Annotated in this window: 16 protein-coding genes and 1 pseudogene; 12 read left to right on the forward strand and 5 right to left on the reverse strand. The window is 57.9% G+C overall.

Annotated elements, in window-relative coordinates; genetic code table 11:
* Window positions 1–56 precede the first annotated feature (56 nt).
* The 3 genes and pseudogenes from FO488_RS20570 to glp all read right to left on the reverse strand — a co-directional run.
* Window positions 57–658: pseudogene (locus FO488_RS20570) on the reverse strand (DUF169 domain-containing protein); the annotation flags it as partial.
* A gap of 39 nt (window positions 659–697) precedes the next feature.
* Window positions 698–1,525: a DUF2064 domain-containing protein gene (locus FO488_RS02005; RefSeq protein WP_149208995.1), complete on the reverse strand. Its 828-nt coding sequence runs from the start codon at window positions 1,523–1,525 to the stop codon at window positions 698–700.
* Between the two features lie 106 nt (window positions 1,526–1,631).
* Complete coding sequence (gene glp / locus FO488_RS02010) at window positions 1,632–2,846, reverse strand: gephyrin-like molybdotransferase Glp (RefSeq protein WP_149208996.1); 1,215 nt, start codon at window positions 2,844–2,846, stop codon at window positions 1,632–1,634.
* 472 nt (window positions 2,847–3,318) lie between these two features.
* Between glp and FO488_RS02015 the strand changes: the two genes are divergently transcribed.
* The 5 genes from FO488_RS02015 (at window position 3,319) to FO488_RS02035 (ending at window position 8,429) form a co-directional block, all read left to right on the forward strand.
* Window positions 3,319–5,034: a sensor histidine kinase gene (locus tag FO488_RS02015; RefSeq protein WP_240732131.1), complete on the forward strand. Its 1,716-nt coding sequence runs from the start codon at window positions 3,319–3,321 to the stop codon at window positions 5,032–5,034.
* Window positions 5,031–5,792 (forward strand): LytTR family DNA-binding domain-containing protein, encoded by a 762-nt coding sequence (locus tag FO488_RS02020; RefSeq protein ID WP_149208997.1) that lies wholly within the window; start codon window positions 5,031–5,033, stop codon window positions 5,790–5,792. The genes FO488_RS02015 and FO488_RS02020 overlap by 4 nt, the downstream gene beginning before the upstream one ends.
* Before the next feature lie 218 nt (window positions 5,793–6,010).
* Window positions 6,011–7,231, forward strand: a complete 1,221-nt coding sequence (locus tag FO488_RS02025; RefSeq protein WP_149208998.1) for an alpha-hydroxy-acid oxidizing protein — start codon at window positions 6,011–6,013, stop codon at window positions 7,229–7,231.
* A gap of 89 nt (window positions 7,232–7,320) precedes the next feature.
* Complete coding sequence (locus tag FO488_RS02030) at window positions 7,321–7,623, forward strand: c(7)-type cytochrome triheme domain-containing protein (RefSeq protein ID WP_168205836.1); 303 nt, start codon at window positions 7,321–7,323, stop codon at window positions 7,621–7,623.
* A 47-nt stretch (window positions 7,624–7,670) separates the two neighbouring features.
* Window positions 7,671–8,429: a substrate-binding domain-containing protein gene (locus FO488_RS02035; RefSeq protein ID WP_168205837.1), complete on the forward strand. Its 759-nt coding sequence runs from the start codon at window positions 7,671–7,673 to the stop codon at window positions 8,427–8,429.
* A 102-nt stretch (window positions 8,430–8,531) separates the two neighbouring features.
* Here FO488_RS02035 and FO488_RS02040 read toward each other — a convergent pair whose 3' ends face one another.
* Together FO488_RS02040 and FO488_RS02045 are read right to left on the reverse strand one after the other, a co-directional pair.
* Window positions 8,532–9,332, reverse strand: coding sequence for a DJ-1/PfpI family protein (locus FO488_RS02040; protein ID WP_168205838.1), 801 nt, complete (start codon window positions 9,330–9,332; stop codon window positions 8,532–8,534).
* 18 nt (window positions 9,333–9,350) lie between these two features.
* Window positions 9,351–10,361, reverse strand: a complete 1,011-nt coding sequence (locus tag FO488_RS02045; RefSeq protein ID WP_149209002.1) for a GlxA family transcriptional regulator — start codon at window positions 10,359–10,361, stop codon at window positions 9,351–9,353.
* A gap of 427 nt (window positions 10,362–10,788) precedes the next feature.
* Here FO488_RS02045 and FO488_RS02050 point away from each other — a divergent pair, with 427 nt between their 5' ends.
* The 7 genes from FO488_RS02050 (at window position 10,789) to gluQRS (ending at window position 15,964) form a co-directional block, all read left to right on the forward strand.
* Window positions 10,789–11,553, forward strand: coding sequence for an SIMPL domain-containing protein (locus FO488_RS02050; RefSeq protein WP_149209003.1), 765 nt, complete (start codon window positions 10,789–10,791; stop codon window positions 11,551–11,553).
* Between the two features lie 195 nt (window positions 11,554–11,748).
* Complete coding sequence (locus FO488_RS02055) at window positions 11,749–12,336, forward strand: hypothetical protein (protein WP_149209004.1); 588 nt, start codon at window positions 11,749–11,751, stop codon at window positions 12,334–12,336.
* 223 nt (window positions 12,337–12,559) lie between these two features.
* Window positions 12,560–13,315: a hypothetical protein gene (locus FO488_RS02060; RefSeq protein WP_149209005.1), complete on the forward strand. Its 756-nt coding sequence runs from the start codon at window positions 12,560–12,562 to the stop codon at window positions 13,313–13,315.
* Window positions 13,316–13,365: 50 nt separating this feature from the next.
* Window positions 13,366–13,878 carry a hypothetical protein gene (locus tag FO488_RS02065; RefSeq protein WP_149209006.1) on the forward strand — a complete coding sequence of 171 codons (513 nt, stop codon included), beginning with the start codon at window positions 13,366–13,368 and terminating at the stop codon, window positions 13,876–13,878.
* A gap of 385 nt (window positions 13,879–14,263) precedes the next feature.
* Window positions 14,264–14,554: a type II toxin-antitoxin system Phd/YefM family antitoxin gene (locus tag FO488_RS02070; RefSeq protein ID WP_149209007.1), complete on the forward strand. Its 291-nt coding sequence runs from the start codon at window positions 14,264–14,266 to the stop codon at window positions 14,552–14,554.
* A gap of 2 nt (window positions 14,555–14,556) precedes the next feature.
* On the forward strand, window positions 14,557–14,844 hold the full coding sequence (locus FO488_RS02075) for a type II toxin-antitoxin system RelE/ParE family toxin (protein WP_149209008.1): 288 nt from the start codon (window positions 14,557–14,559) through the stop codon (window positions 14,842–14,844).
* A gap of 178 nt (window positions 14,845–15,022) precedes the next feature.
* Complete coding sequence (gene gluQRS / locus FO488_RS02080; RefSeq protein ID WP_149209009.1) at window positions 15,023–15,964, forward strand: tRNA glutamyl-Q(34) synthetase GluQRS; 942 nt, start codon at window positions 15,023–15,025, stop codon at window positions 15,962–15,964.
* Window positions 15,965–16,103: the final 139 nt, after the last annotated feature.

The following is a 16,103-nucleotide window of genomic DNA, read 5'->3' on the forward strand; positions in this document are numbered from 1 at the left end:
ACAAGGGCGGGGAGTTGGTGGTACGGGACGGAAAGGTAGGCCTCGAAATCGTTGATGTCGCTGATGGCCCGGGCCCCGTAGCAGCCGAAGGAGATATTCATCTTTTGGCTTTTCATGACCTGCACGGTCAGGTCGGCGCAGGTGGAGTTGTACCCCGAGGTATGGAACACCTGCCGTTCACCGCTGCCGTAGCTGGAGGCGCAGCAGAGCCACATGATCTGCTCGGGATAGATGGTGAAGATCACCACGTCCGGTTCGAACCGGGCATCCTCCAGGGGGGCGACGACCGATGCCCGATACGCCCCCGCCTCGAACTCCGGCCGTGAGGCGATCATCTTCTGCGCGATTTCGATGTTGGGCAGCTTCTTGAACAGCAGGTACAGTTCGCCGGAGCGCAGTTTGGGCGACATGGGAACCAGCCCCATGATCGCGGAGCCGTCGGGGCAGGCGTGTTTGCTGGGGGCATATAGATGCTGTTCCCCCGTCTGGCGGCCGTTATGGCCTGGCAGTGCCGGAGGGGCAGGGAGGGCTCTGCAACGCCCTCCGGTGCCTCTTCGCCCGGTTTCAAAAGCTTTACGGCAACGGGCGACCAGCGGAGCGTCAGCAGTCTTTTACATGATTCGGCAAGTTCGCTATTGTTCACGGACATCTCCCTCATCGGCGGTCTCTTCCCGGTTCTTTCCCCGCAGGGCGCTGTCTACCGCTGCGGCGGCTGGGCCGTGCTCTCCAGCCCGATCTCCTCGAGTATCCCGATGGTATGTGCCGGGACCAGGATGTTTTCGTCATTGGCGGCGGCCAGTTTCAGCGCCTTTACCACCGGGATCATGCTCGCCAGGTCAACGGGGATATCCACATCCGGGACCGCTTCGACGACCCCCAGCGGCAGGTTCTTGCCGCTCGCCTTGGCCACCAGCATGTCCAGCGCCGTTATCCCGTCCTGGTTGTAGAATACGCCCTTGAAATCGAAGGGTGTGGTGTAGGTGTACCCCACGATGGAGAACCCGCCCTCCTGGCAGGCCCCTTCCACCACGGCCGCCCCAAGGGGCTGGTCTGCAGCATTGTCCTTTTTTGCCGCCAGCCCGGCCTTGCTGCCGGCAAGTCGTCCCAGTTTCGCGACCGCGTCCCGGATGATGTACGGCTGGAGGGTGGGGATATCCCCGCCGACGATGAGAATGCTGTCGGCCGCCCGGTCCGGGGCGCCGTCCTTCAGGATGTAGTCGGCGGCATACTGCATGCAGTCATCGAAGTTCCCGGCCTTGTCGGCATAAACTTCCTTGATCTGCGAGCGGTCCGAGACCTTCGCCAGCAAGGCCTCCAGGTAGTCGGCATCGCCCCCGTTGTTGTAGCAGATCCGTACCTCGCCGCTCTTTGCCGCGATACAGACATTTATCACGTCCAGGAGGCACCCTTCGTACAGCGCCACGGCCTCCTCAGAGGTGAGGATTCCCCCCCGGTCTGTCGTAAGGCGAGTCTTGGTCTCCCCCGGTTTCGGCACCTTGGTGAAAACGATTATTGTGTTGCGCATTGGCTACCCCCGATTATGTTATGCCGCTTCCAAACCAAGGCGTTCCCTGCATTGGCCCATCATAGCCGCCCTGGTTCGTGCCGGCATTATACAACAAAGCGTTTTATCAAACCAGATCGATATGGCTACCGTAGAAGTGCACGTCCACCTCGTCGCCGGCGGCGAACCGGGTGCTCTCGACCGGCAGCACGGCGATGGCCTCGGCGTCCACCATGGTCTTGAGGATCGCGGTCTGCTGGTTGCCGGCCGACGTGGCGTACCAGCGCCCGTCCTCCCGCTCCAGGCGGATGCGCGCGATCTGGACCTTGCCCGCCTTCTTGCGCAGCTCCTCGCGCAGGATGGCCTTGAAGAGTGGCCGCAGCACCCGGCGGTGCCCCTGCATCCTGAGCAAGGCCGGCCGCACGAACTCCTCGAAGGTGATCATGGTGGAGACCGGGTTGCCGGGGAGGGAGAACACGAGGGTCGTGCCGTGGAGGGCAAAGGCCGTGGGGCCCCCGGGCTTGGTCCCGACCTTCCAGAATACCTGCCGCGCCCCCTGCTCTTCCAGCATGGCACGCACCAAGTCCCGGTCACCGGCCGAAACGCCGGCCGAGGTGATCAGGACGTCGGCCTTCAATCCTTCCCGCAGCTTCTCCTGGAGGCTTTCACGCACATCACGGGCAATGCCGATGAGCAGCGGAACCGCCCCCGCCTCCCGCACCGCCGCCGCCAGGGAAAGGGCGTTGCTGTTGACGATCTCCCCCGGCCCCGGGGTGGTGCCCAGTTCCACGAGTTCGTCGCCGGTGGAGAGGATCGCCACGGTGGGGCGGCGATAGACCGGCACCAGCGCCATGCCGAAGCTGGCCAGCATGTTCACCTCCGGCGGGCGGATGACCGACCCGGCCCGGAGGAAGGTCACCCCCGCGGCCACGTCCTCGCCCCGGAAACGGATGTGCTGCCCCTTCTGGACCGGTTCGTTGAGCACGACCTCCCGGTCGCCGTTGTCGGTCTCCTCCACCGGCACCACTGCGTCGCACCCCTCGGGGGCGGGGGCGCCGGTCATGATCCTGACGGCGCAGCCCGGTTCCACGCGCACGCCGTCGGCCTTGGCCCCTGCCGGCAAAAAGCCGTTGACCCGCAGTGTGGCGGGGGTTGCAGGGCAATCAGCGGACCTGACGGCATAGCCGTCCATGGCCGAGTTATCCCACAAGGGCATGTCCCACGGCGCGGCCACATCCTCGGACACCACGCGGCCCACGGCATCCAGCAGGTGAATCCGCTCCGTGCCGACGGGTGTGACGGAGGACAGAATGACGTTCCGGGCTTCTTCGAATGAAACCATGCAATCCCTCCTGATCGAAAATAGAGAGGACAGCGGCAGGGCTCGGGCCTCCACGTTCCTGGCCCGTGGCGGCGGCTGGGACCCGTCATCTGTCCTGTGTGTAGGCAGGCTTCCGCAATGGCTCTCGGGACAGGCGTCCCATGAGGGTTATAACGGGTAATTGCAGTGAATGTGCCATTGGCTATGGTTGCGCAACTGTCGGCGATTGTTGCGTTTGTTCTGGAAAGCCTTGTCAAGGTATTCTTGTTTTGATAGGGTCGTTATCAATTTGATAAAACTGGAGCGCCTCGTCGGGGAGGGTGACTTCCCATTATGGGAGGCGGCAAAAAGCGGGCTGCGGGTGTGCCGAACAGCCTGCCGCTCCCGCCTCTATCCGGACCGTCAGGCTTTTTGCTCGCCGTGGCGCCAGAATTTATGTTATAAGTCAATCGGTTTTGTACTTGAATACCGCATTGGATGCTTCGGTGGTTCTATGGATGAAATGGTAGGCCTGTCCCTTGACCTCTTTGAACGGCTGGGGATTCTGGCGGTTCTCTTTTTCCTCATGATGAGATTCGAGCCATTCCGGCGGCTGCTGACCGGTAAAGTCGCCACGGCGAGCAGCCGCGAGAAGCTGTTCCATGCCGTCTATTTCGGGGCGGCCGGTATTTTTGCCACCTACTGCGGCTTTCCGGTGCACGGGGCGATCGCCAATCTGCGTACGGTTCCGGTGGTCATCGGCGGCATACTGGGAGGCCCCCTGGTCGGCCTGTCCGCCGGGGTCATAGCAGGGGCGCATCGCTATTTCTACGATATCGGCGGGGTGACCTCCGTCTCCTGCGCCATTGCGACGCCATTGGCGGGGGTTGTCGCCGGTCTGCTCTACCGCAGGCTGCACCGGAGGGCCTTCGACCCGCTGATGGCCTTTTTCATCGGCATCGTGGCCGAGTCGATCAAGATGGGGCTGATCCTGCTCCTGGCCCATCCCCGGGAGGCCGCCCTGAGCGTGGTGCATACCATCGGCCTCCCCAGCATCCTCTCCAACGCCTTCGGCATCGCGGTGCTCGTGGAGGTGCTTGCTTCCGTCGCCCGCGAACAGGAACGGGCCATGGCGCAGCAGGCGCAGACCACGCTCAATATCGCCTTCAGGACCCTGCCGTATCTGCGCCATGGCCTAAACCGCGAGTCGGCCGTGGAGGCGTCGCACATCATCCGGGAGATGACCGGCCTGGACGCGGTATCCATCTCCAGCGAGAACGAGATCCTGGCCCACGAGGGGCTGGATGGCGACCAGCATGCCCCGGGCGGGCATGCCCTGCCCCCCGCCGCGCGGCGGGCCTTTGAAACCGGCACGGTGGTGATCGCGTCCACGAAGGATGCCATCGGCTGCGCCAGCCAGGGGGGGAGGCTCGGTTCGGCCATCGTGGTGCCGCTCAAGAAATGGGACAAGACCGTGGGGGTCATGGAGTTGTACCGCCAGAAGGAGCACGCCATCAGCCAACTGGACGTGGAACTGGCCAACGGGCTTGCCCATCTGTTCTCCAACCAGCTTGAACTGGGCGAGATCGAACTCCAGCGCAAGCTGGTGGCCGAGGCGGAGATCAAGGCCCTGCAAGCCCAGATCAACCCCCACTTCCTGTTCAACGCCATCTCCACCATCATCAGCTATACCCGGACCGACCCCCAGACCGCATCCTGCCTGCTGGTGAAGCTGGCCGACTTCTTCCGCAAGAACATCAGCCCCACCGCCAACAAGGTGCCGCTGTCGGTGGAGCTGGAACACTGCGAGGCCTATATCGCCATCGAAAAGGCCCGCTTCGAGGAACGGCTCGCCATCGTCTACGAGATCGACGACGAGGCCCTGTCGTGCAACGTTCCCTCGCTGATCCTGCAGCCGCTGGTGGAAAACGGCGTGCGCCATGGCATCCTGCCCAAGGAGGGGGGCGGTGTGATCCATATCGGAGCCAGAAAGGGGGGTGACGGCCTGGTCATCTCCATCAGGGACAACGGCGTGGGCATGTCCCGGGAACGTATCCGCAGCCTGCTGTCGGAAACGGCGGCGTCCCATGCGGGGAGCGGGTTGGGGCTGGCGCTCAGGAACGTCAACAGCCGCCTGGCGGCCCTGTACGGCAAGGAGAATGGTTTGAAGATCGAGAGCGAGCCGGGTGAGGGGACCACGGTCTACTTCCGGGTGCCGGTGAACGCATGACGATCACCGTATTCATCATCGACGACGAGGCACCGGCCCGCAGGGAGCTGCGCTACCTGCTCGGGCAGGTGGGCGACGTGACGGTCCTCGGCGAGGCGTCCAGCCCTTCCCAGGGGTTGCAGGGCATCCGGGAGACCAGGCCGCAGCTGGTGTTCCTGGATATTCAGCTGCCCGGACTGAGCGGGATAGAATTGGCCCAGGTCATCAGGGAACTCCCCGACAAGCCGCTGGTCGTCTTCGCCACCGCCTTCGAGCAGTTTGCCGTTCAGGCCTTTAACGTGGATGCCTTCGACTACATCCTCAAGCCGTTCACCCTGGAGCGGGTGGCCAAGTCCATCCACAAGGCCGGCAGGGCACTGGATACCCAGGTGCAGGCGCACAAGCCCCTCCAGGAGCTCCACGGCCCGGACAAGCCCGACATCAAGCGGATCCTGGTGCATAAGGGGGGCAAGATGATCCCCGTGCCGCCCGAGAGCATCGTCTTCATCCGGGCCACGGAAGGGGAGGCCCAGGTCCATACGGCAGACGGCGTGTTCACCTCCAAGAGCACCCTCAACACCCTGGAAAGCGTCCTGGAGCCGTACTCCTTCGTCAGGGTCCACCGCAATTCCCTGGTCAACCTGAACTGCATCATCGAGATCATCCCCTGGTTCAACGGCAGTTGCAAACTGGTCATGAACGACAACGGCGGCAGCGAGGTGCTGGTCAGCCGCTACAACGCCAAGGACCTGAAACAACGCCTTATCCTGAGCAAATAGCCCTTCCCCCCGGCATCTTCCGGGTGTCTGGTCCCCCTTCCCGAGGGGGAGGACCATTCAACCGGAATTTTTGCCATTCAACCGCCATTTTGTGCCATTCGGTACAATTGCCTTATCCATAACGCCGCAGTCGGGTATTGTCGCAGGCAATCAAGGAGATTGTGGGGGACCGGCCGTTGGGCCGGCCGTCCCGTCACCACACATTGAAGGAGGCTGGTATGTCCGAAGAATTGATCGAATCTGCAGAGCAGGAAAGCGCAGGGGTGAGCCGCCGCAATTTCATCAAGACAGCGGCAGTGGTGGGGGCCAGCGTGCTGGCGGTGCAGGCCGTCGGCCGCACCGAGGCCCATGCGGCCGAAGATGCGAAGAAGGAAGCCAAGGCGGCCTCGGCAGCCGCTGCCGGCGGTGGCGCCAAGAAGCTTTCCGACGTGCTCAAGGTCGCCCGCGAGAAGATGTATCCCCGCTGCCGGGTCTGTCCCGAGTGCGACGGGGTCGCCTGTTCCGGCGAAGTGCCGGGCATGGGCGGCATCGATTCGGGCAAGGCCTTCAGGAACAATCTCCAGGCCCTTGCCAAATACGACCTGCAGATGCGCACCTTCCACGACGTGAAAAAACCGGACACCACCCTGACCCTGTTCGGCGCCAAGCTCTCCATGCCGATCCTCTCCGGCGTAACCGGCGGCGTGACCTATAACATGGGGCTGGGGGGCAAGGTCGGCGAAGAGGAGTACGCCGAAGGGATCATCGGCGGTTGCGTCCAGGCCGGCACCCTGGGCTTTGCGGCGGACGGCATCGGCGACCCGCTTTCGGTCTACGAGACCAGGCTGAAGACCGTGGCCAAGTACCGCGGGATGGCCGTGGCCCAGATCAAGCCGCGCACCCAGGCCGAGATCATCGAGCGCATCCGCCTGATTGAACAGACCGGCGCGCCGTTCTTTGCCATCGACATCGATTCCGCCGGCCGTGCGGGGCGCGCCCTGCCGGGCAAGACCGTCGAGCCCAAGACCCTGAAGCAACTCCGGGAGATCGCCAAATCCACCAAGCTGCCATTCCTGATCAAAGGGGTCATGACCCCCGAGGAGGCGCTCATGGCCCTTGAGGCCGGTGCCGCCGGCATCGTCGTCTCGAACCACGGCGGCCGGGTCCTGGACCACACGCCGGGAACCGCCCAGGTGCTGCCCGCCATTGCCGACAAGGTCAAGGGGCGGATGGTCATCCTGGCCGACGGCGGGGTGCGCTACGGCGCCGACGTGCTGAAGATGCTGGCCCTGGGCGCCAATGCGGTGCTGATCGGCCGTCCCCTCGTCCGGGGTTCGGTGGGGGGCGGCGCCGAAGGGGTGGCGCTCATGCTCAAGAAGTTGCAGGATGAGTTGGTCGTGGCCATGACCCTCACCGGCACCGCCGACGTGAAAAAGGTGAGCAGGAACATTCTGGCATAATCACTCATTACCTGATGGGCGTGACGGGGGAGCGCCGGGAGGCACCCTGTTGGCAAATCCCCTGCCATGCCCATTGTCCGGAGATAACCATGCGAAACGTGTTAGCAGTAGGTGTGATCGCCCTGGCCCTTTGCGCCCTGGGCAGCGTGGTGTTCGCCACCAGCGACAAGGCGCTGTTGTACGGAGGAGCGGGGCAGGGCAGGGTTATATTTGACGGAAGGCTCCATGCCTCCAGGGGGCTGGTGTGCAAGGACTGCCACAGCGCCATCTTCGATACGAAAAAGAAGGCCCTGATGACCATGGATGACCATTTCAAGGCCGTGGCATGCTTCACCTGCCATGACGGCACGAAGGTGTTCAACGATTGCGAAAAATGCCACCGGAAACTTTGATGCCGGGTCAGTTGCAACGCTATCCAACTCAGAGAGGAGAACTACCCATGAAACGTATGTTCCGGTTGCAGGGCGGCATCCTGGCCGCGGCCATGACCTTCTGTCTGGCACAGGGGGCTTTGGCCCAGGAGGTCAGGCTGAATGGGGCGGCCAGCGTCGTCACTGACCTGGTCGCGCCGCACCAGGCCGCCGTGGAAAAGGCCACCGGCCACAAGCTGATCGTGGACAAGAGCAATGCCGGCAAAGGCTTGATCGACCTCATCGACGGGAAGTGCGACGCCGCCATGGCGTCGGCCTCCCTGGACGCCACCGTGAAGGCGGCCAAATCGGCCGGTCTCACCAAGGCGGTGCCGGATCTGAAGATGCATGTCATCGCAAAATCGGAGGTGGTTTTTGTCGTGCACCCCTCCAACCCGGTGAAGAGCCTTACCTGGGAGCAGATCAAGGACATCCACACCGGCAAGATCGCCAACTGGAAGGACGTGGGGGGCAAGGACCTGCCGATCACCGTCTATACCGACGCCAAGGCCAGTGCCACCCGCGGGCTGATCAAGCAGGTCGTCATGGCCAACAGCGAATATGCGGCCAGCGCCAAGGCGGTGGGATTCGTGAAAGAGGTGAACGACAAGGTGGCCGTGGATGCCAGCGGCATCGGCGGTCTCGGCCTCGGTTTCGTCGATCCGGCCCAGGTGACGGTCGTCGCCACCAAGAAGATCGAACGGCCGCTGGGCTTCATCACCGTCGGCGCGCCGTCCGCGCCGGTGCAGAAGGTTATGGACGCCTTCCGGGCGGCAAGCGGCAACTAGGGCGCAACATCCATCGGCAGCACCAAGCGAGGCCGTTCCTTCCGGGAACGGCCTCGTTGTTTTGGGGCCATTGGTCTGCCGCAGCCGTGTTGTGGCAGGCAGCTACTCCACCAGGCCGGCCTTTGCCGCAAAAGGGTCCCACGATGGGTCGCGATGGGCATCGTACTCGGTGACGCGTTCGAGCCAAGCGGCAATATCCTTGCCGTACAGACGCGAGATGACCGCCAGGCTCATGTCCATCCCCGCCGAGACGCCGGAAGAAGTGACAACCGTGCCGTCGTCCACCCAGCGCGCTTTTTTGACCCATTTCACCTTGGGTCCCGGCGCGGTCGAAGGGCGAAAGGCCATCTTGTTGGTTGTTGCCGGCCGGTCATCGAGAATACCGGCTGCAGCCAGCAGAGAGGCGCCGTTGCAGACCGACATGACGATTCCGGCCTTCCCCGCCTGCGCCCGCAGCCACTTCATCGTTGCCTGGTCCTTCAGCAGGGGGAACACTCCCAAACCACCCGGCACCACCAGAAAATCAAGCGGCGGTGCATTGTCGTAGCTGAAATCGGCAACGGTTTTCGGCCCTTGGTTCGAGGGAATTTCTCCCCGTTTGGCGGCGATGGTGACCAACCGCACGCCGACCCTTTTCTCCTCGCCACCCCATACCTTGGCCGGCGCATGCTTCAGGGTACCCCACATCTCCATGGGGCCATAGGCATCCAGCATCTCGAAGCCGGGGAAAATGAGCACACCGACGGTTACCTGTTTGGCGGCGGGTGCAGGTTGCCGCTCATACAGCGTTTCCTGCGCCGCCGTCGGCTCGTCCGTCCGGGCCGCGGCGGGCAAAGCCGCGGCAATGAACGCCGACATGATCAACAAGCGTATAACGATACCCTGAAGGCGTATCTGTTTCATCGTATCCTCCATTACAGATTATTCGGTTCCTGACCGGAACCGTTCCCGGTACTGACCGGGGGTGATCCTGAAGAAGCGTACAAAAGCCACCCTGAAGTGTTCTCCAGACTGAAAACCGCACTCCCGGGCGATGGTTCCCAGTGCCTGGTTCGTTTCTTCAAGGCGCTTGACCGCTGCTTCAAGGCGAACCCGTTCGATAAAATGGGCCGGCGTCGTGCCGGTCTCCCGCTTGAAGATGCGGGCGAAATTGCGCAGGCTCATGGAAGCGTGGTCGGCCAGCGCTTCATTGCTCAGGTGGCGCCGATAATTGTCGCGTATCCACTGCATGGTCGGAGCAAGGGAGCCTTCTTCGTGAAATTGGGCCAAAAGGCCGGTGCTGAATTGGGACTGCCCCCCGGGCCGTTTGAAATACAACACCATCAACCGGGCAACATTCAGCGCCAGCGCGCGGCCGAAATCCTCCTCCAGCAGCGCCAGCGCCAGGTCTATTCCCGCCGTTACCCCAGCCGAGGTATAGACGGAGCCGTCCTTGATATGGATGGCATCCTCATGGACGTCAATATGCGGATAGAGGCGGCGAAGCCGTTCGACGCTGGCCCAATGGGTGGCCGCCCGTCGTCCTTCCAGCAGCCCTGCCCGCGCAAGAATGAAGCTGCCGGTGCATATCGACCCGACCCGCCGCGCCAGGGGCGCCGTCCGGCGCAGGCAGTTCACCAGCTCTTCCGGCGCTTGTTCCGCTGCCGGACCGCCGGCCACCAGCAGCGTATCCGCTCCGGAACGGTCTGGCCAGGACGTATCGGCCAAAAGCCTGATGCCGGACGACGTCACCACAACGGCGTCTTTTGCCGCCGCCGCAATTTCGACCCGATAGAGTGGTCCCTCGCCGCCATTTCCCCGGTGTACGGCGTTGGCAAGGGCAAAAACTTCCAGCGGACCGGTTATGTCCAGGATCTCGGCGCCGTCGTAAGCGGCCATCGTTACGAGCAGTGGCGTGTCCATGGCGGTGGATGTGCGGGGCTGATGTTTCATGGCCCCACCTTAGCCCAGGAAGCTGTCTGGCACAATGACAATAAACAGTGAATTTCGGCCAAATGGGGGCCGTTTATTGTATCCTTGGTGGTCAAAACTCGGTAAGGCCGCCCCGGATAATTTTTTTGTGTCAAAGTGACACAAACGACGGCGCCCGAACAGGTTTCAAGCGCAGTTTCATGCGTAAAAACAGGGTGATAGATGATAGTTGAGTTTGTGTTAAATTTATTAACATGCTGAAATTGCGTTGAAATGTGCGTTTTCATGGAGTAGAAGGGACAAATAAAGAGACAGAGGGCAAATTGTGATAAATGAGGATAGATGCCAAGACTCAGCTTGGGTGATAGCCGACAACTGTTTATCACCTGATCAAAAGTGTAATTGCTGCCTGTCCTTTTATTGCGCTTAAATAAGAAGGAGAAATCATATGGATACAGCATCGAATAAGTTTCTGGCTGTCGGGATTTTTCTGGGTGTTGTAATTGGCTCATTTATTTTTGGGCACTCGGTGCAAGAGGCGAGAAAGGGAGAACGCTACGTCACCGTTAAAGGAGTTTCTGAACGCGACGTAAAAGCTGATTTGGCCGTATGGCCAATAAAAATAAGCGTTGCGGGAAACAATCTTGCTGATTCAAGCCAAACACTGGAATTAACAAGAAATAAGGTAGCGCAATTCTTGAAAAAGAACGGATTTACCGATGAGGAGATATCCAATGAGGATTTAAGAGTAACGGATCGGCAGGCGGGCCAATTTTCACAAAAGAACATTAATGAAATGTTGCGTTATGTTTTAGATGCAACGGTGCTTCTTCGCTCCAATAAGATTGACAAGGTTTCACAGGTGAGCAAGATGACTGATGAGCTTGTGAAAGCCGGTGTAGTCCTTTCTTCTAAGAACGACTGGCAAGGGATAGGCCCCAAGTACATATTTTCCAAATTGAATGAGATAAAACCGGCAATGATGGCTGAAGCGACAAAGAGTGCGCGTGCAGCAGCAACACAATTTGCGCAAGACAGTGGAAGTAAGGTTGGTTCAATCCGAAGAGCGAGTCAAGGACTGTTTTCAATCTCCGATAGAGATCAACCTTCTCAGGTCCAAAATGAAGGTGGAGAAGGTAATTATTCAGGAATCTCTGACCCTAACAAGCGTGTTAGGGTGGTTGTTACAGTTGACTATTTCTTAGACAAATAGAGGACAAATAAGATGACGGGCACCAAATTGTGATAAATGAGGATAGATGCCAAGGTCAGTCAGGCGATAGCCGACTTCTTCTGTCACCTGATTAAGAGAGTGATTGGTGCCTGTCTCTTCATTGTGCTCTGGGACTGAGAAGCGCCCCGGTGCAGGTCAAGGGTGCATGTCGTTGTCAAAGTTTAAGGAGGTACAGTGGAACCATTGTTTGTAAGCGAAAATTTCAGATGGTATGAGGCAAGTAACGAGTTTGTGGATATTAGGGATAAGTCTCGATACCCGGATACAGAGTTTGAAGTGAAGGTAAAAGTGTATGAGGATCGTGTGACCAATTGGTTTTTAGGATTAGCTAAACCAATGGTTAAATATCAATCTCCTCATGACTATGTAGCCTTATCGATAGCTCTATCATACATTGAAGGAGTTGAGCAATTCCGTGAAGGAAAAAGCACTCCAAGAGTAAAATCCGGAGCGTGGTTTACAAAAAGTGCAAAACGAATATTCCCGACGGCTGCTGAAGATGCAATCAAGCGCCTTTGGGAAGAAGCGCGATGTGGGCTGTTTCACTGTGGGTTTACAGATGGAAAGACGTATGTTTCTCATAATCACAGTGAGGCATTGGAAATCGTCGGAGATCACTTAAACATAAATCCTCAAAAGTTTGTTGAAGCTACAATTCTAGACTTTGAAAAGTACATAATCCACTTATTTAAAAGCAAAAACGGTGACGACATTCGTCATAATTTCATAACTCACTGGGATGATCGTTGGGAAAATTCCTGAGATCATGACAACCAGCGCTACGACCGACCGAAAGAGCCAGACGGTCAGGATTAGAACGTTGAGTGATCATCGAATTATTTTGAAAAGTTATGTGAACATCTCAAGGTCCCCAACACACTTGCATAATTTGGAGCCTAATAGAAAAGTGAATTTACGAAAAATTACCAAAAGACAATTCGACTCCTACTGCTATTCCAGAAACCCCCTTTTAAGAATGCTTTCTATGGAAGTATCCTGGTATGAAGCGTTTGACAGAAAAATATTAGCTGTCGTTGTTTTAGACTACACCGACAAAGATTATGGCTACGTGATCTTAGGGCGGGATGCTTCTAAGATGTTCCGCTGTATAGATATGGGAAGTGAGTTCTATAAAACTCCAGAAGATGCAGAAAAAGCTTTGGAGTCTGTTGTTTTGAAATTCAACAACGATGGGCAGGATCTTTACCCACAGGGTGATGAAAAGCAAATTCCAAATGAAATACTGATTCCATGCGTAAAGAACCAGCAACTTCACCCTTACTTCAAGGTTTTAATAACAGAGCCCAGATTTGAGGCAGCTAAATATTTAATCAACGAGATAGCTTATAGTTATATAGACGTAGACGGTAATTACATAAAAGAATTTCAAACTAACGGATTTGATTCTCGCCTTTGGGAATTATATTTGTATGTATATTTGTACGACACAGGAGCCTCAATTATTAGAGATTGTGTGGCTCCTGATTATCACATTTCTGTATTTGGAGAAGAGCTGTTTATTGAAGCAGTAACGGTTAATCCTAGCCAAAACAAAGAAAGGCCCGATCCTGCTCCCCCAACAACAAACGAAGAAGCGGCTATACTAATTAGAGACTACCTACCAATAAAATATGGAAGTACTCTTTACTCAAAATTGCAAAAAAATACTGGGACAAACCACATGTCACCGGAAAACCGCTTATCTTTGCCATCCACGATTTTCATATGCCAGGTTCTATGACATGGTCACGAACAGGATTGTGTGACTATCTATATGGTGTTCGAACCCGTGTGACTAAACGCGATGATGGCGAGTTTGAACCTATTATGGAAAAAATAGAGAACCATACATGGGCGGGAAAGACTATACCATCTAATTTCTTTGCACAACCAGGCTCTGAAAATGTGAGTGCGGTATTGTTTTCCAACGCAGCAACGATAACTAAGTTTAACAGGATGGGCAAGCTTGCTGGAATTGTCAGCAAGAATGTCAAAATGATAAGATGTGGTTTCTTGTATAATCCTGATCCAAGGGCTCTATTTCCTACTCCTTTCTCCATCGATGTAGATTCTGAAAAATATGAAGAATCATGGTCTGACAGCCTCACAATGTATCACAACTCTAATGCCAAGCACCCGCTTAATCCAAAGTTATTCCCTGATATCAGCCATATCTGGTATGACGACAGAAAAGGATTTACAGGAATAACAACCCCATATGACGTGCTATCATCCATGACCGTAACCATATCTTCAGACGGATCAAGACCAGTGGAAGAAGAGAGACGAACCCTGGAGGGGTAGCAGGGTGAAGTAGGTTATTCGATTGTTTTGGATTACTCGCAATGCTTGATAGGCCTCTACCTCCTTCTTGAGATACCACACAATCCCGTTTTTTCCTCACCGAGAAACATTCTTTTCATCTCGCCACACCTGACAATACGATCCAACGAAGAATGGGCACAACGTCACCCTGAGGCCAATTCATTGGGCGACGGATAGGGTGCTTTTGTTTAGAACGGGTATGCTTCATAATGCCCCCCCTGGATGTCAACAGGTTTGTTAAGTCTGATTCTGCGTTTAGAACTGGTCGGGCAAAGTTCGGTGACGGTGCAACTACAAATTTCATCTTGCATTATCCATAACTATACATGATAATTATCATATAAAAATCAGATGCGAGGTTGCCATGAGTGCCCTTCTTGAACGTTCGGATCAAGCTGTATCCGTCACAGATGTTTCCCGCTCGGCAAAGACGATCTTTGACCGGTTGAGCAGCGGCAAGCAGCAGAAATATGTCGTTATGCGCAACAACAGCCCCGCTGCCGTCATGCTGCCGGTCGAGATCTACGAATCCCTCATGGATGAACTGGATGATCTGAGGATCGAACTTACGGCGCGGGAGCGACTGAACAGCTTTGACCGTTCCAGGGCCATCAGCCATGACGAGATGATGAAACGCTTTGCCGGTAATGATTAACCATGGCGTGGCAGGTAATCTATCATCATGAGGTGGCGAACGACCTCGAAGCGCTCGGACGCAGCGAAGCAAGGGCAATCCTGGGCGTAATCGAAAAGCGCATTCGGCATGGAGAGCCGGACAAAACCGGCAAGCCGCTGTCGGGCGATCTTTCGGGGTGCCGCAGGATCAGAACGGGCGACACGAGAATCGTGTACCGGGTCAATGCGGATACAATTGAGGTCCTGATTGTTGCCGTCGGGCCACGGCGAAATGATGAGGTCTATAAAGCGGCACAAAAGAGGGTGTAGCTTTCCAGTGGGCAAATCCCCCTGAATCCCGCTTTTTTAGAGGGGGGCCTGATCATCAGGGAGCGGCTGTATCCCGCCATGGGAAATATGATATGGTGCGCCCAAGCGGCAACGATGGATGACAAAGGTCATGTCTTCCCTCCGCCGGGCCGCATCCGAAGAAACGGGAAACTCCTGCATGTCCGACGAAATCCCCAAGCCACCCGTGGGCCGGTTCGCTCCGTCACCCACCGGCGCTTTACATACCGGCTCCCTGGCCACCGCCGTGGCCAGCTGGCTCATGGCCAAAAGTGCGGGAGGGCGCTGGCTGCTGCGCATCGACGACCTGGACGCCCCGCGCCAGGTGCCGGGCATGGCCGACGACATCATGGAGACCCTGGAACTCTTCGGCCTGCACTGGGACGGGGAGATTTCCCGGCAAAGTTCCAATCGCGAAGCATACCGGCACTATTTCAGCGAACTGCTTGCAACCGGCCTGGTCTATCCCTGCGGCTGCTCGCGCCGGGAGATCGCCCAGGCCGCGTCGGCGCCCCACCCGGACGACGACTGCCTGCCGTACCCCGGCACCTGCCGGAACGGGATGCGGGAGGGGGCGACGGTGCGTTCCTGGCGCCTGCGGGTGCCGGACGAGCAGGTCTGTTTCAACGATCTGCACAGAGGGCCGGTCTGTCAGCATCTGGGTGAGCGGTGCGGGGATTTTGCGGTGCGGCGCGGGGACGGGGAGATCGCCTACCAGTTGGCGGTGGTGGTGGACGACCACCTTACGGGGGTGACCCAGGTGGTGCGGGGCGAGGACCTGCTCCCTTCCACGCCGCGGCAGGTCTACATCCAGGGATTGCTCGGGCTTGCGCGGCCCGTCTACTGCCATATCCCCCTGGTGACCGGGCCGGGCGGGGCCAAGCTCAGCAAGCGGGATAACCTGGTTTCCCATCATCTGGGGAACTGGCGTGGCAAGGAGGGGGCGCTGCTGCTGGGGGTGCTGCGTTTTCTGGGGCAGGAGCCGCCCCATGACCTGGCCGGTGCGTCGTGCGACGAGATCCTCCACTGGGCCGCAGATTGCTTTGACCACGCCCGCCTGCCGGCCGCAGGAGGGGAGTTGATCATTTCACCGGGAAGTTGAACCTGGAAATAGCTTTGCCACGGAGCCGCAGAGGCACGAAGGTTATTGAAAAACTCAGGTTGTTCAAAAATAGTCAGATCGTCGCACCCGCAGGAAGCCCCGCGGAGGCGTAGCAGTGCTACGCCGCACAAGAGGGCTT

Origin of the sequence: Geobacter sp. FeAm09, assembly GCF_008330225.1 — a bacterium.
Classification (GTDB): Bacteria; Desulfobacterota; Desulfuromonadia; order Geobacterales; family Pseudopelobacteraceae; genus Oryzomonas.

Excerpts from the sequence above, each read along its gene's own strand:
- FO488_RS02020 (WP_149208997.1), top strand. The coding sequence starts at position 5,031 with ATGACGATCACCGTATTCATCATCGACGACGAGGCACCGGCCCGCAGG.
- FO488_RS02035 (WP_168205837.1), top strand. The coding sequence starts at position 7,671 with ATGAAACGTATGTTCCGGTTGCAGGGCGGCATCCTGGCCGCGGCCATG.
- FO488_RS02060 (WP_149209005.1), top strand. The coding sequence starts at position 12,560 with ATGGAAGTATCCTGGTATGAAGCGTTTGACAGAAAAATATTAGCTGTC.
- FO488_RS02015 (WP_240732131.1), top strand. The coding sequence starts at position 3,319 with ATGGATGAAATGGTAGGCCTGTCCCTTGACCTCTTTGAACGGCTGGGG.
- FO488_RS02070 (WP_149209007.1), top strand. The coding sequence starts at position 14,264 with ATGAGTGCCCTTCTTGAACGTTCGGATCAAGCTGTATCCGTCACAGAT.
- FO488_RS02025 (WP_149208998.1), top strand. The coding sequence starts at position 6,011 with ATGTCCGAAGAATTGATCGAATCTGCAGAGCAGGAAAGCGCAGGGGTG.
- glp (WP_149208996.1), bottom strand. The coding sequence starts at position 2,846 with ATGGTTTCATTCGAAGAAGCCCGGAACGTCATTCTGTCCTCCGTCACA.
- FO488_RS02045 (WP_149209002.1), bottom strand. The coding sequence starts at position 10,361 with ATGAAACATCAGCCCCGCACATCCACCGCCATGGACACGCCACTGCTC.
- FO488_RS02050 (WP_149209003.1), top strand. The coding sequence starts at position 10,789 with ATGGATACAGCATCGAATAAGTTTCTGGCTGTCGGGATTTTTCTGGGT.
- FO488_RS02075 (WP_149209008.1), top strand. The coding sequence starts at position 14,557 with ATGGCGTGGCAGGTAATCTATCATCATGAGGTGGCGAACGACCTCGAA.
- FO488_RS02040 (WP_168205838.1), bottom strand. The coding sequence starts at position 9,332 with ATGAAACAGATACGCCTTCAGGGTATCGTTATACGCTTGTTGATCATG.
- gluQRS (WP_149209009.1), top strand. The coding sequence starts at position 15,023 with ATGTCCGACGAAATCCCCAAGCCACCCGTGGGCCGGTTCGCTCCGTCA.
- FO488_RS02005 (WP_149208995.1), bottom strand. The coding sequence starts at position 1,525 with ATGCGCAACACAATAATCGTTTTCACCAAGGTGCCGAAACCGGGGGAG.
- FO488_RS02030 (WP_168205836.1), top strand. The coding sequence starts at position 7,321 with ATGCGAAACGTGTTAGCAGTAGGTGTGATCGCCCTGGCCCTTTGCGCC.